Consider the following 13,922-nt stretch of genomic DNA (forward strand, 5'->3'; position numbering starts at 1 on the left):
AATACTGAAAATGGCTATGGCGGAACAGCAAGCTATTTTATATATTTGAAAACAGCAGACTAAAATTGAATAGCCACCCACAAGGGCAGCCGAGAAAATCGACTGTCCTTTTTCTATGCCGACAGGCAGAAAGGAGCGACCAACCATGACAAAGCCAAGAGAGAAAACCCGCGAGGAGCTGCAAGTCGAGATTGAGGACGGAAAGAAGAAAATCCGGCAGCTTGAGAACCGGGAGAAAATCATCAAGCAGAAGCTATCCGTCGAGGAACGCAAGGCGAGAAACCACAGGCTTTGCAAGCGCGGCGGCTTCATGGAAAGCCTTGTGCCGGAGCTTATTGCCATGCCGGACGAGGATGCGCAGACCTTTTTCCGGCTTGCCCTGACGAGCGAGCCAGCACAGGATTTTTTGAAAAAACGAGCCGAGGACGGAAACGCAGAATAATCCCTTTGGAACAAAGGGCGCACTTATACACCCTTACGGGCGTGTGCGCTCTGCCGAGGGCTCATCTCCGCACAGGGAGATTTCCCCGCGCTCCGATATGGCGGCTTTGCCGCAACAAGGGGCTGCACCCCTTGCGCCGCTTTGCGGCTATCCCTGCACACCCACAAAAACAGTACACCCGCCGTTGGCGTCTGTACCATTTTTGCGGGTTTTATTATCCTATCCGGGAGGTGATACCCATAGCCATTTACCATTGGAACATCGGCATTGTGAGCCGAGGAAAAGGCAAATCAGCCGTTGCCGCAGCCGCCTACCGAAGCGGAGAAAAGCTGACAAACGAATGGGACGGAATGACACATGACTACACCCGCAAAGGCGGTGTTGTCCATACAGAAATCATGCTGCCGCCCCACGCACCACCCTCATTTTCTGACCGTTCAACCTTGTGGAACAGCGTGGAGCTTTACGAGAAAGCCGGGAACGCCCAGCTTGCCAGAGAGATTGACGCAGCACTCCCCATTGAGTTATCCAGAGAGGAACAGATCCGGCTTGTCCGGGAATACTGTTCCTCTCAATTTGTTTCCAGAGGAATGTGCGTTGATTATGCCATTCACGACACCGACAGCGGCAATCCCCATTGTCATATCATGCTGACCATGCGCCCCCTTGACGAGCGCGGCGCATGGGCGGCGAAATCCAAAAAGGAATATGACCTTGACGAGAACGGCGAGCGTATCCGCTTGCCAAGCGGCAGATACAAGACGCACAAAATTGACCTTACAGGCTGGAACGACAAGGACAACACCCTCTTGTGGCGCAAGGCGTGGGCTGACTTTACCAACGACTTTTTGGAGAGGAACGGAAGCCCGGAGCGCATCGACCACCGCAGCAACGCCGAGCGCGGCATAGACGAGATACCCACCGTCCACATGGGCGTGGCGGCTTGCCAGATGGAGAAGAAAGGTATCGCCACCGAGAAAGGCGAACTGAACCGAAATATCCAAAAGGCAAACCGCCTTATCCGGGAAATCCGGGCGCAGATTGGAAAGCTCAAAGAATGGATTGCCGACCTGTTCAAAGCGCGGGAAACCGCCCCGGAACAGCCGCCGCAATCTCCCAACCTCGCAAATCTGTTGATGAAGTATTTGAGCGTTCAGAGAGAAAAGAGCCGGAAGTATTCGCAGAGTTGGCAACAGCAGCACACAGCCGATGAACTGAAAACCATAGCGGCAGCGGTCAACTATCTCTCCGAGCATGGTATCTCTAATCTTGATGAACTGGACGCTTCCCTTTCCTCTGTCAGCGATAAAGCCTATTCAATCCGGGAGGGAATGAAAACCGCCGAGGAACGCATGAAGAAGCTGCAAAAGCTAATTGAATACGGGAAGAACTATACAGAGTACAAGCCCATTCACGATGAGCTGAAAAAGCTGCAAAACGGCTGGACAAACAAGCGCGACAAGTACGAGGAAGCCCACCGCGCCGAGCTGACCCTATGGGACGCGGCAAACCGCTATCTCCATGCCCATTTGCCGGAGGGCGTGAAAACCCTGCCGATCTCCGCGTGGGAGAAAGAATATACCGCCCTCAAAGCACAGCGAGAAGCGGAATATGACACGCTGAAAGATACCCGCGCCGAGGTTGCCGAGCTTCAAAAAATCCGCAGGTGCGTGGATATTGCACTCCGCGCCGACCAGCCGGAGCAGACGCAGAGCCGCACCAAGCGGCATGATATAGACCGCTGAAAGGAGTTGAACTTTTATGTATTACACCCAAGAACAAATAGACCGCGCCAACCAAGCCGACCTTGTTTCTTTCCTGCAATCACAGGGCGAGCAGCTTACCCGCACCGGAAATGAATACCGCTGGAAACGGCACGACAGCTTGACCGTCCGGGGAAACAAATGGTATCGCCACAGCCAGAGCAAAGGCGGCGCACCCATTGATTTTGTCATGGAGTTTTTCGGAAAGAGTTTTACCGAAGCCGTTGAACTTCTCACAGGAGAAAAAGGCGAAGCACCGCCGCCGGACAGACCAAGCCCCGCGTTCCTATCCGACTTCCGGCTACCGCCCCCAAACAGCGACAATAGAACAGCGAGGAACTACCTCACAGCCGCCCGCCGCATTGATGAAGATGTGACGGGCTTTTTCTTTTCCACCGGGGATATTTACGAGGAAGCCGCCCACCATAACGCCGTATTCGTTGGCAGAGATGAAAGCGGCATACCGCGATACGCCCATCAGCGCGGCACAGCCGGGAGTTTTCGGCTTGATGTGAAAGGCAGCGACAAAGCCTTTAACTTCTGCTACCGTGGCGAGGGCGAAAGGTTGTTTGTCTTTGAAGCCCCGATAGACCTCTTATCTTTCCTCTGCCTGTTCAAAAAGGACTGGCAGAAGCAAAGCTATCTGGCGTTGGGCGGCATGGGAGAAAAAGCCCTGTTGCGCTTTCTCTCTGACCGTCCGAACATCAAGATCGTTTTTCTCTGCCTTGACAGCGACGAAGCCGGAAACGACGCTTGCAGCCGCCTTGCAGAGCTTGTGCCGGAGGGCTTGACCGTCCATCGGCTTATCCCTCTTTTCAAGGACTGGAACGAGGTATTGCAGCACCGGGCAGAAATCACAGACGGGAAGTATTTGCGGGAAGCAATCTACGGCTTGAAAGAGCCGCCGCAGGAAGAAACCGTTGAGATTATCCGCATGAGCGAGGTTGACACACAGACCGTTGAATGGCTATGGAAGCCGTATATTCCCTTTGGGAAAGTAACCATTGTGCAGGGCAATCCCGGCGAGGGCAAGACCACTTTTGCCCTACGCCTTGCCGCCGCCTGCACCACCGGGGGAACGCTGCCGGGAATGAAGCCCTTGCCGCCATTCCAAGTGATTTACCAGACCGCCGAGGACGGTTTGGGTGATACCGTCAAGCCCCGCTTGATAGAAGCCGCCGCAGACCTTGACCGGGTGCTTGTGATTGATGAAGCAAAACGGGAGCTTACCCTATCTGACGATCGCATAGAGAAAGCAATCGTACAGAACGGGGCGCGGCTGATTATCCTTGACCCCATACAGGCGTACATGGGCGACAAAGCCGACATGAACAAGGCTAACGAAGTGCGCCCTATCTTCCGCCGCCTTGCCGAAGTTGCGGAGCGTACCGGGTGTGCCGTTATCCTTATCGGGCATTTGAACAAAGCAGCCGGAGGACAGAGCGCGTACCGGGGATTAGGTTCTATCGACTTCCGAGCCGCCGCCCGGAGCGTGCTTTTAATCGGGCGCGTGAAGCGTGAGCCGAATGTGCGCGTTATCGTCCATGACAAATCTTCCCTTGCGCCGGAGGGCAAGTCCATAGCCTTTTGCCTTGACCCCGACACAGGTTTTGAGTGGATAGGCGAATATGATATAACCGCTGATGAACTGCTATCCGGTGCGGGCGGCAACACCGCCACCAAGACCGAACAGGCGGAACGGCTGATACTTGACCTGCTTGCAGACGGGAAAGAGCTTGCCAGCGAGGACATTGTAAAAGCCGCAGCCGAAGCCGGAATATCCGAGAGGACGGTACAGAACGCCAAGCGCAACATGGGCGGCATTTTAGGCGCAAGGCGTGTCGGCGGTCAATGGTACAACTTCATCAAGAAGAAGCAGCCACCCGAACCCGCAAGCTGAAAGTGCAAAACGCAGACCCTTTGCGCTTTGCACTTTCGCACTTTCACGATAATTTGCGTCAATAACTCAAAAAAGCACTTGACAAAACGCTTCATGGGGAAATGCCAAGGACATAGAGCCATATATGGATTCTGTGTTTGAAAATAATTTCTTGAATCCGATCCAGAGACGTTTTCTCTGGAAGCAGAAATTCATCATTACATAGAAATACTGGAACCAGTCCTCAGAGGTGACGGACAGGAGATGTGGCAGGCATTGGACAGAATTATTTCAGCGAAAAATTCCATGGAAGGGATTATGGAAAAAGAAATGTATATTCGAGGATTTCTGGATTATGAAAGGTTGGTGTGTGAGAAAGACAATCATATCTGAAAAATGAAAATGTGACAGCATAAACAAATAAGACCTTCTGTGAAAGCAATCAGCCACAGGAGGTTTTTGCTGTCCCACCTGCATAAAAAAACATCTCTGTTTTCGCATTGATTGATTCAGCAGGTCGTACCGGTGTGGTACTGCTCTGCTGTGAGATAAGCATACGAAGATCGAAGGAAAAAGGCGTTGAGGGGAAATTGAGCAGGAATTGAGAAAAAAGATATATTGTGCTTACGTTCTTCATGTACTCTTGTTGTGATTTCATTGTTTTTTATCGTATAATATGGATACTGGAGGTGGTTTGGATGAAATACAAGATTTTAGTTGTCGATGATGATAAAGAATTGGTGAAAATGCTTTGTAGCTATTTTAATATGAAACAATATGAAACCATTACGGCTACAGATGGAATGGAAGCATTAAATAAAATAAAAATGAAACCGGATATTATTTTATTGGATATCAACATGCCACGTATGGATGGGATTGAAGTATGTCGTCTGATACGCAGTAAAGTGTTATGTCCGATTTTGTTTCTAACAGCAAGAGTTGATGAAGATGATAAAATTAATGGGTTGCTTTCGGGTGGGGATGATTATATTACGAAACCATTTAGTCTTCGGGAGTTGGAAGCAAGGATTGCCACAAACATAAAGAGAGAAGAAAGGCATCAACAAAAAACGGAATACCGTTTCATGGATGAAATGCTGATTGATTATTCTGAAAAAATAGTAGCTATAGCTGGACACAGGATGGAGTTCACAAAAATTGAATATCAGATTATTGAATTCTTATCCATGCATCCAGGGCAGGTGTTTGATAAAGAACGTATATATGCACAAGTCTGTGGATATGATGCGGAAGGGGACAGTAGAACGATAACGGAATTAGTACGGCGTATAAGGAAAAAAATAGCGGATTATTCAGAAAAAGAATACATAGAAACTGTATGGGGGATTGGATACCGATGGAAAAAATAAGAAACTTGTCACTGAAAAAAACAATTCTGCTTTATTTTGTGATCAGCTTAACGGCAGCATTTCTGCTATCTGGATTTACAGTTCATTTTGCAAGAAATATGCAGAATAAAATATGGGAAAAATATATTGATTATGCAGATTATACGGACGTGTTTCAGCAATATGGAAAGAAATACGAGATTGAGATATCAAGACCTAATCAATCGCAGATGAATCGTTTGGACTATCATCTTTCGGAAATGTGTGACTTTATGGAAACATATTCGGTACTGATTTTTTCGATTGTTGGGAGTGTTGCTGCGGTATTCCTTTTTTATAAAAATAAGTTAAAGACACCTCTACAGGAACTAAAAGATGCCTCACAAATGATTGCAGATAATGAACTGGATTTTCATGTGTCCTATGAAAATAAAGATGAGATGGGAACTTTGTGTAAAGAATTTGAAATGATGCGAAGTGATTTAGCAGATAACAACAGAAAGATGTGGCGAATGATTGATGACGAGAAGGCTTTGCGGAATGCAATTGCACATGATATACGTTCTCCACTTTCCATATTGCGTGGGTATCAGGAAATGCTCTTAGAGTTTGTTTCTGCTGAGAGTATAAAAACAGAGGATGTTATTGATATCTTACAAACAGGCATGTATCAGATTGACCGTATAGAGCATTTCACGGAAAACATGAGAAAAATGTCCCATTTAGAACAGAGGGAACTGCAATGCTCAGAGATAGAATTATCGGAACTGGCAAAAAAGATTGAGGCAGAAGCTGCCATGCTGTCCAAGAAGGAAAGTAAATTATGTAAGGTAGAAAGAGTGCAGGAACAAAACATTGTGAAAGTGGATGAGGAACTTGTCATGGAAGTGGCAGACAACTTACTGGAAAATGCGGTTCGATATGCACAAAAAAGTATTGTTTTGCAGATAAAGAAAAAGGATGGTTTTCTTATAATTTCTGTTGAAGATGATGGAATAGGATTTGTGGATACTGAGGAAAAAGTAACAGAACCATTTTATCATAAGAATCCACAAGATGATTTAAAGCATTTTGGCCTTGGTATGTATATTTCTCGTATTTTCTGTGAAAAGCATGGAGGAAATTTGAAAATATATAATGCCAGACAAGGCGGTGCTCATGTAGAAGCTCTTTTCAAAGCTGAATAAAAATACTTTATAAGGCTGAAATCACAAATAAAGTGGTTTTAGTCTTTTTTGTTGTGAATTTATTGAGAATTGATTTGTATGATGTTGTTAAAGAAATAAAGAAAGGAAGAGATACAATGAAAACAATCATAAAAAGAAGTATACTTGATTATTTAAAGAACCCTGTTTTGTGGATTGGCTTGATTATTATAGTTGCCAGTATGTATCAATGTCTGTCATCGTATTTGCAAATTCATTATATCAAACAGAATGAACAGATCACACAAAATGACGTAGCATTGGAAGATGCTGATGTCATGGATGGGTACATTCCCACATCTGATGATAAAGAAAGAAGAAGGGAGTGGGAAGATACGATCAAAGAGACGTTAATGGACACCTCCCAAAATGGTTTTGGATTTAGCAGGCAGGAAGCAGATCATGTAATGAAAGAAATTCAGAATATGGATGTAAAGACTGCTTCTGAGTTTTTGGAATCCCAATATGGCTATTATAATGCAATATATGCTTATGAGGACCTTGAAATTCATAAGGGGACAGCAGAAGAAATCAATCATTATATCGAGCGGAAATTATCCGAACATTCTTTTTCCTGGTACTTTGCCAAAAAATTTACGGATTTTGCAGGATTGCATATGGCCTTTTTTTCAACAGTCTTGCTATCATTTTTATTTATTCAGGATACACGAAAAAGTACCTATGAATTATTACATACAAAGCCTGTTACGGCAATCCAATATATATGTGGGAAAGTAATAAGCGGATTCATTAGTATGCTGGGAGTATTAGTGATTTTGAATGTTATATTCTTTATGCTGTGTTTGAAAACGTCTTTAGAATCGGGCTTTCCAGTAACACCAATTGATTTTTGCGTGAATTCTCTGATCTATATTGTTCCGAATCTTTTGATGATATGTTGTGTCTATACAATTACAGCATTAATATTTAAAAATCCGCTTCCGGCAGCACCAATCTTGTTTTTACACATTATATATTCAAATATGCTGACCATGAAGAATGATATTTATTATATGAGACCGTTCTCTATTATGGTGCGATTCCCTGGCAGATTTTTTGAAACACATGTAGCCAAAATGTCAAACATAAATCAGATTATTCTTGTAATTTCATCAGTTATATTAGTATGTATTTCTGTTACAATCTGGAAAAGGAGGAGGGTTCATTGAAAACGGAACTAAAAAACTGCCTGTCGTTATATAAGATTTTTTATTCATGTGCATTTATACTGATATTGTGTGCTATTCATCCGATTATATACTATGAAGAAATCGGTTCAGCGATTCAGTCTCCAATAGCATTTTTAACAATTATTTTTTGTAGTGACACATATTTGATGGAAGTAAAAAGTAAGCGTGCCGATGTATTTCATTTGTATGATCAAAAAAAGCAGTTAAAAGTAATATCACAGAGAGTGTGCGTTCAAATATTATATTTATTAATACTTTCCTGTGTTGGATATGTTTTGTTTTTCTGGCAAAAACCGGGCAGTGTAAACGAAGGCATTTCGGGTATTCAGATATTTCTTTTATATTTCATTGCAATGTTTGGAACTATCTGGTTTTGGAGTATATGCACTGTGATTTTGTGTACATTGCTTCGAAATATGTGGGCAGGTATTGGATGTTTATTTGGAATTGTCATTGGACTTATATCAAAAGCGGGAAGTTCATTTTTCGGAAATCTGGGATTGTTTTCTTTCAGCTTTTGTGAACCTACTCAATTAATGTCCGAGAGTTGGATTTATGGAACGCTTGTGTCTTTTATAACGGGGCTGTTTTTATTTGCAGTATTACCAATGGCTTTAAAGAAAAGAGGATAGATTATGAGTATTAGAATAAATGATTTAACAGTTAGATTTAAAAATGGTGTAGTTGCAGTAAATAAGGCATCTCTTGAAATACCCAAGGGAATTTACGGACTTTTGGGTGAGAATGGTGCTGGAAAAACCACTTTGATGAGGGTTCTTACAACCGTTTTAAAACAAACGGAAGGAATGGTTTCCCTTGATGGAATTCTGTATAACGAGGGAAATTATGAGAAAATACAGAAAAAGATTGGTTATCTTCCACAGGAAATCGACTTATATCCGAATCTTACGGTGAAAGAATGTCTTGTATATATGGGGGGACTGTCAGGAGTATCCAGAAATGACCTCGAACAAAGAATTACCTATTATCTGGAAAAGACTTCTCTTGCAGAGCATCAGAATAAAAAAATGCGGCAATTATCTGGTGGTATGAAGAGACGTGTCGGACTCATACAGGCACTTCTTAATAATCCGGATTTTTTGATTATTGACGAACCAACAACTGGGTTAGATCCGGAAGAAAGAATCAGGATCCGCAATCTTCTGGTTGATTTTTCAAAGGATAGAACGGTGCTGTTTTCCACTCATGTAGTAGAAGATTTAGCAGCAACCTGTACACAGCTTGCCATTATGAAAAAAGGAAGTTTTTTATATTCCGGAAGCGTGAGTGGATTGCTGGAAAATGCAAAGGGCTGTGTTTGGAATTGTACGGTACAAAATGCAGAAGAAGCCCGTTTGTTAGAAGCCAATTATTCTATATCATCTAAGCAGTATGTAGAAAATGGAATTCATATGAAAGTATTAAGCAAAGGAAAGCCAAATGAAAATTGTGTCCTGGATAATGATATCACTTTGGAAGATGCATATATTTATTTGACGAATAGTTGAATATAACGGCGGGCAAGTTGCCCGCCGTAAATTATGCTTATTTTGTTAAAAGACCGGATAGATTTTTTCCATGTGTTCTCTTGCAAGATCGGGATAACCGTTCATGCGGTAAAGTCCTCCAAGGTTGGCATGAACGGTTAGAAACGAGGCGAGCATTGTCAGCAGAGATATTTTCTATCTTGGCAAGTGCATCTTTTTCCACCTGAAGTCTTGTTAATAACTGGTCTGGAGTCGAGATTCCATTTTCCAGAAGTTTTGCTGCCAGTTCCACAGCAAAAGTATGAGAGTGAACAGTTTCGATGATCTTTTCAACTGTTGCCTGGTACGTGTCTGCCTCTGAATAAAATACTGATGCCAGCTGGAAGAGAGCGTTCATATTTGATATTTCTTTTAATGGCAGAGTACAGTATTCATCCAGTTTGCTTCTGGTTGTAAACAAAATCTGGCAGCGATATTTTAATACTACTGACAGAAAGCTGTCCTGTGTGGCAGTGACATTAAAATTATCTATGATAAGCAGAGTATCAGATTTCAGGGAACGCAGGAAACGGTTATGTCTTTGAAACCGTTCCTGTTCAGTGCTTTCCGGAAGATCGTCAATAAAATCCATGTCAGTAATATCCTGATGAAGATTGCCGGTATATTCTACATAAAGGATATTGGTGTAATGCTTCATGTACTGCTTTGCGTAGGCTTTGGCAAGTTCACTTTTTCCGATTCCGGCGATTCCGCAAAGAAAAACATGACGGTTTTCCTCAAGCATGGTATATAATTCTTCCAGTTCTTTATCTCTTCCAATAAAATGACAGCATGGTTTCGGAACCTCACTATCCATAATATAATCCAGCACAATGGGGGATAAAGCTCCTCCGGCGAGTAGCTTCTGATTTTTGGTATTACGTTTGATGAATTGGCGTTCCATGCCAAAAGAAATCAGTTTTGCAAGAAAAAGCAGTCTTGAATTTGAGCGGTGTATTGATTTTCTGGTACGGATGATTGATAAGTACGGCGAAGAAGTCCTCCGGGAGTTGGAGGAAGAAAAACAGAATAAGGAAGAAAAAACAGCATAGAATACTTCTGAGCGGGTATGGCTAAGAATGTTTTGGCGTATTGACAGGACATTTAAAATGACGTATACTAAGCTCAGTGATCGTTCTGTAGAAACTTGAGAAGCCTACAGGCGGGGGAGAGCCTGCGGGTCTCTCCCTCTTTTGTTTTAAGGAGAAATGAGATGCAGACACCGAAAAAATTCTCTTCTTTTAGTGACCAGGTTTCCTGGATCAGTGATGAAAAGGGAATAAAAATAAAAGACAGAGAATATGCGGAAGAGATGTTACGTCAAATAGGATATTTTCCTCTTATGGGAGGATATAAACATCTTTTTAGAATATCGAATACAAAGAAATATAAAGTAGGAACAAGTTTTGAAGAAATAGTCAGTCTGTATAAGTTTGATGCAGAGCTTAGAGAGATGTTCTTTAAATATTTACTGCAGATTGAGCGACAGATGTGTTCTTTGATGTCATACTATTTTACTGAAATGTACTGAGCAGAGCAGAAGCAGTACCTGGATGCTAATAATTATAATAATACAAAAAGAAATCATGCAACAATTGTAAAGTTGATAGCGACCTTGAAACGGGCAACAACGACCACAGATTATACATATATCAACTATTATCGCAAGACATATGGTGAAATTCCATTATGGGTTTTGGCAAATGTACTTACGTTTGGAAACTTATTAAAAATGTTCCGAGTATTTCCTCAATCCTTAAAATCAAAAGTATCAAAAAACTTTGAACCATTGAATCAGCATCAGATGGAGCAGTTTTTATCTGTTCTTACTAAGTATAGAAATGTATGTGCGCAAGGAGAACGACTGTTTACATACAGAACGGTAGATGCTATTGCAGATACACCGCTTCATAAAAAACTTTCATTACCACAGAGCGGTAATCAGTATGAAAAAGGAAAACAAGATCTGTTTGCTGTGGTGATTGCTTTTAGATATCTATTATCTGGAAAAGATTTTTTGGAATTTAAAAGAAAGCTCATAAAGGAGATTGACCGAGTAAACAGAGAGGTAGAGCATATAAGCGAAGTTGAATTATTGAATAAAATGGGTTTCCCGAAAAATTGGAAGAATATTACCAGATACCATTTAAATTAAAGAAAAATCCTCTAAGAGATAGTGAAACACCTATTGTCTTAGAGGATTTTTTGTATTAATTATAGGATTGACAAAGAAATGAGTCAATAAGAAAATAAGTATTGAAAAAAGTTGGAACAAGTACTAAAATAAAGTTGGGACAATAAAACGGAGTTATACTGCGAGGAAGATTATGAAGAATAAAAAGATTAAATGCGATATATATACCAGAGTATCCACAACCATGCAGGTAGATGGCTACAGTCTGGATGCTCAGAAAGAAAAACTCAAGAGATATGCGGAATTTCAGAATATGGAAATCGTAAATGAGTATTCAGACGAAGGTAAATCTGGAAAAAGCGTAGAGGGCAGACCGGAATTTCAGAGAATGTTGGATAATATTGAGAATGGAACAGATGAGGTTCAGTTTGTACTGGTGTTCAAGCTTTCCAGATTCGGTCGTAATGCGGCAGATGTTTTAAATTCTTTGCAGAGGATGCAGGATTTTGGAGTGAATCTGATCTGTGTAGAAGATGGAATTGACAGCTCAAAAGATAGCGGAAAGCTGATGATTTCTGTTTTATCTGCAGTAGCAGAGATCGAACGGGAGAATATCCTTGTTCAGACAATGGAAGGACGTAAGCAGAAAGCAAGGGAAGGAAAATGGAACGGTGGGTTTGCTCCATATGGCTATGAGCTGGTAAATGGAGAATTGCAGATCGCAGAAGACGAAGCAGAGATTATTCGTCTGATCTATGATAAATTTATTCATACCAATATGGGAATCTCTGCGATTGCTGCATGGCTGAACCAGCATGGATATAAAAAGAAAAAACGACAGAATAATACACTGGACGCATTTGCCGCTTCATTTATAAAAGGCGTTCTGGATAATCCGGTATACTGTGGAAAGCTGGCTTATGGACGAAGAAAGAACGAGAAAGTATCTGGTACAAGAAATGAATATCGCATTGTAAAACAGGAAAATTATATGCTGCATGATGGTATCCACGAAGGAATTATTTCAGAAACAGATTGGGAGCTGGCACATCAAAAACGGGAAAAAACAGGTGTGAAATATGAAAAGACGCATAGTCTGGATCATGAGCATATCTTATCTGGAATATTGAGATGTCCGTTATGTGGAAGCGGTATGTATGGGAACGTGAACCGAAAGAAAAAGAAAGACGGAACCTTATATAAAGATTATTTCTATTATGCCTGTAAACATCGTCGTCTGGTAGACGGTCATAAATGTGGATATCGTAAACAATGGAGTGAGGAGAAGATTAACAATGCAGTGGAAGAAGTTATTCGGAAACTGGTGAAGAATCCTAAATTTGAAGAAGCAATTCTGAATAAAATTGGTTCAAGAATAGATACAGAAGAAATAGAAAAAGAGATTGACGGATTGGAAAAGCAGCACAGGCAGTTGACCGGAGCAAAAGCAAGACTTGGACAGCAGATGGACAGTCTGGATATTATGGATAAATTTTATGAGAAGAAATATCAGGATATGGAGACAAGGTTATACTGTTTGTATGATGAGATTGAAGGCGTGGAGAACAGTATAGAGGAAGTAAAGAATCGCCTGTTGAATATTCGGCAACAGAAAATATCAGAAGAAAACGTCTATCAATTTCTTTTATATTTTGATAAACTATATGATAAGTTCACCGACCTGGAGAAGAAAGAATTTCTTAACAGTTTTGTAGAACAGGTGGACATTTATGAGCAGGAGCAGCCAGATGGCAGATTCCTGAAGCACATAAAGTTTCGTTTTCCGGTGTATTTTGGAGACAGGGAGACACAGGAACTTCGTTGGGACAACGAAAGTACCGTTGAGACTGTGGTGTTGCTACAAAGGAAAAATATGTAGAAATCCTTGAATTTACGTACTTTGTGGAGTTTTTCAGTTTCAGAAAAATAGGTGAAAATCACAAAGAAAAGAGCCTTGTGAAGAAAGTAACCGTTGTTGTTGCGTTAGACCTCGGTACGGGGAACACAAAGAATCTTGAATATGAAAATGAATAGAGAGCTATCAGATCATTGATAGATTATAGGGATACTTGTTAAAAGCGGGTGTCCCTATTTTTTATGGGGCATTCCAGAACTGGAGTGTCTTTTTTACTCAGGAGACCGCCCTCGGCGGTCTTTCCTATAAAGTAAAAAAGCCCGCATTTATACGGTTTATAGTAATTTTTATTTCTCGCAAGTGTCGAAGACCCGCCGATTTACAGAAAAAAGGAGAAGGACAGTCCGGATACATAAGGGATTTTTTGAATGACCGCGCGTCGCATTCTCGTTACTTCAGAGGATACAATCTCCCCAAATGGTCTCAGAATTGTAACCATACTTTTACCTTTTGAAACATCGATACCTACTGCGTTCATAAATTTATCACTCCTTAAAAAATATTACAATGGATAAA

Annotated in this window: 12 protein-coding genes and 2 pseudogenes; 12 read left to right on the plus strand and 2 right to left on the minus strand. The window is 41.9% G+C overall.

What is annotated here, in order from left to right; all coding sequences use genetic code 11:
• Positions 1 to 145: 145 nt before the first annotated feature.
• The 9 genes from H8Z82_RS15705 to H8Z82_RS15745 all read left to right on the plus strand — a co-directional run bounded on the left by H8Z82_RS15705 (position 146) and on the right by H8Z82_RS15745 (position 9,339).
• Positions 146 to 442, plus strand: coding sequence for a DUF3847 domain-containing protein (locus H8Z82_RS15705; protein WP_186995640.1), 297 nt, complete (start codon positions 146 to 148; stop codon positions 440 to 442).
• Positions 443 to 573: 131 nt separating this feature from the next.
• On the plus strand, positions 574 to 2,187 hold the full coding sequence (mobQ, locus tag H8Z82_RS15710; RefSeq protein ID WP_330608009.1) for a MobQ family relaxase: 1,614 nt from the start codon (positions 574 to 576) through the stop codon (positions 2,185 to 2,187).
• Between the two features lie 16 nt (positions 2,188 to 2,203).
• A complete protein-coding gene (locus H8Z82_RS15715) occupies positions 2,204 to 4,105 on the plus strand; it encodes an AAA family ATPase (RefSeq protein WP_186995641.1) in 1,902 nt (633 codons plus the stop codon).
• 243 nt (positions 4,106 to 4,348) lie between these two features.
• On the plus strand, positions 4,349 to 4,477 hold the full coding sequence (locus H8Z82_RS17620) for a hypothetical protein (RefSeq protein WP_279289731.1): 129 nt from the start codon (positions 4,349 to 4,351) through the stop codon (positions 4,475 to 4,477).
• A 305-nt stretch (positions 4,478 to 4,782) separates the two neighbouring features.
• Positions 4,783 to 5,457 carry a response regulator transcription factor gene (locus H8Z82_RS15725; RefSeq protein WP_019161010.1) on the plus strand — a complete coding sequence of 225 codons (675 nt, stop codon included), beginning with the start codon at positions 4,783 to 4,785 and terminating at the stop codon, positions 5,455 to 5,457.
• Positions 5,445 to 6,623: a sensor histidine kinase gene (locus tag H8Z82_RS15730; RefSeq protein ID WP_186995642.1), complete on the plus strand. Its 1,179-nt coding sequence runs from the start codon at positions 5,445 to 5,447 to the stop codon at positions 6,621 to 6,623. Before H8Z82_RS15725 ends, H8Z82_RS15730 begins: the two co-directional genes overlap by 13 nt.
• A gap of 116 nt (positions 6,624 to 6,739) precedes the next feature.
• Complete coding sequence (locus H8Z82_RS15735; RefSeq protein ID WP_186995643.1) at positions 6,740 to 7,810, plus strand: ABC transporter permease subunit; 1,071 nt, start codon at positions 6,740 to 6,742, stop codon at positions 7,808 to 7,810.
• A complete protein-coding gene (locus tag H8Z82_RS15740; RefSeq protein WP_243176506.1) occupies positions 7,807 to 8,463 on the plus strand; it encodes a transporter in 657 nt (218 codons plus the stop codon). The genes H8Z82_RS15735 and H8Z82_RS15740 overlap by 4 nt, the downstream gene beginning before the upstream one ends.
• A 3-nt stretch (positions 8,464 to 8,466) precedes the next feature.
• Positions 8,467 to 9,339, plus strand: coding sequence for an ATP-binding cassette domain-containing protein (locus H8Z82_RS15745; protein WP_186995644.1), 873 nt, complete (start codon positions 8,467 to 8,469; stop codon positions 9,337 to 9,339).
• 193 nt (positions 9,340 to 9,532) lie between these two features.
• Here the strand turns inward: H8Z82_RS15745 and H8Z82_RS15750 are convergent.
• A pseudogene (locus H8Z82_RS15750) lies at positions 9,533 to 10,306 on the minus strand (nSTAND3 domain-containing NTPase); the annotation flags it as partial.
• On the opposite strand from H8Z82_RS15750, the gene H8Z82_RS15755 reads away from it, so the two are divergent.
• From H8Z82_RS15755 to H8Z82_RS15765, 3 genes and pseudogenes are all read left to right on the plus strand, one after another.
• The gene (locus H8Z82_RS15755; protein WP_019161015.1) at positions 10,260 to 10,409 is read left to right on the plus strand and encodes a hypothetical protein; all 150 of its coding nucleotides are present in this window, start codon (positions 10,260 to 10,262) and stop codon (positions 10,407 to 10,409) included. The pseudogene H8Z82_RS15750 and the gene H8Z82_RS15755 overlap by 47 nt on opposite strands.
• 260 nt (positions 10,410 to 10,669) lie before the next feature.
• A pseudogene (locus H8Z82_RS15760) lies at positions 10,670 to 11,512 on the plus strand (Abi family protein).
• Positions 11,513 to 11,684: 172 nt separating this feature from the next.
• A complete protein-coding gene (locus H8Z82_RS15765; RefSeq protein ID WP_186995645.1) occupies positions 11,685 to 13,370 on the plus strand; it encodes a recombinase family protein in 1,686 nt (561 codons plus the stop codon).
• Positions 13,371 to 13,725: 355 nt separating this feature from the next.
• Here the strand turns inward: H8Z82_RS15765 and H8Z82_RS17625 are convergent, their stop codons facing one another.
• Positions 13,726 to 13,884: a hypothetical protein gene (locus tag H8Z82_RS17625; RefSeq protein ID WP_186995648.1), complete on the minus strand. Its 159-nt coding sequence runs from the start codon at positions 13,882 to 13,884 to the stop codon at positions 13,726 to 13,728.
• Positions 13,885 to 13,922 lie beyond the last annotated feature (38 nt).

It is taken from the genome of Blautia difficilis, assembly GCF_014297245.1.
GTDB lineage: Bacteria > Bacillota > Clostridia > Lachnospirales > Lachnospiraceae > Blautia_A > Blautia_A difficilis.

Coding starts and splice junctions, on each gene's coding strand:
- H8Z82_RS15715 (WP_186995641.1), top strand. CDS start 2,204: ATGTATTACACCCAAGAACAAATAGACCGCGCCAACCAAGCCGACCTT.
- H8Z82_RS15735 (WP_186995643.1), top strand. CDS start 6,740: ATGAAAACAATCATAAAAAGAAGTATACTTGATTATTTAAAGAACCCT.
- H8Z82_RS15730 (WP_186995642.1), top strand. CDS start 5,445: ATGGAAAAAATAAGAAACTTGTCACTGAAAAAAACAATTCTGCTTTAT.
- H8Z82_RS17625 (WP_186995648.1), bottom strand. CDS start 13,884: ATGAACGCAGTAGGTATCGATGTTTCAAAAGGTAAAAGTATGGTTACA.
- H8Z82_RS15725 (WP_019161010.1), top strand. CDS start 4,783: ATGAAATACAAGATTTTAGTTGTCGATGATGATAAAGAATTGGTGAAA.
- H8Z82_RS15765 (WP_186995645.1), top strand. CDS start 11,685: ATGAAGAATAAAAAGATTAAATGCGATATATATACCAGAGTATCCACA.
- H8Z82_RS15745 (WP_186995644.1), top strand. CDS start 8,467: ATGAGTATTAGAATAAATGATTTAACAGTTAGATTTAAAAATGGTGTA.
- H8Z82_RS15705 (WP_186995640.1), top strand. CDS start 146: ATGACAAAGCCAAGAGAGAAAACCCGCGAGGAGCTGCAAGTCGAGATT.
- H8Z82_RS15755 (WP_019161015.1), top strand. CDS start 10,260: ATGCCAAAAGAAATCAGTTTTGCAAGAAAAAGCAGTCTTGAATTTGAG.
- H8Z82_RS17620 (WP_279289731.1), top strand. CDS start 4,349: ATGTGGCAGGCATTGGACAGAATTATTTCAGCGAAAAATTCCATGGAA.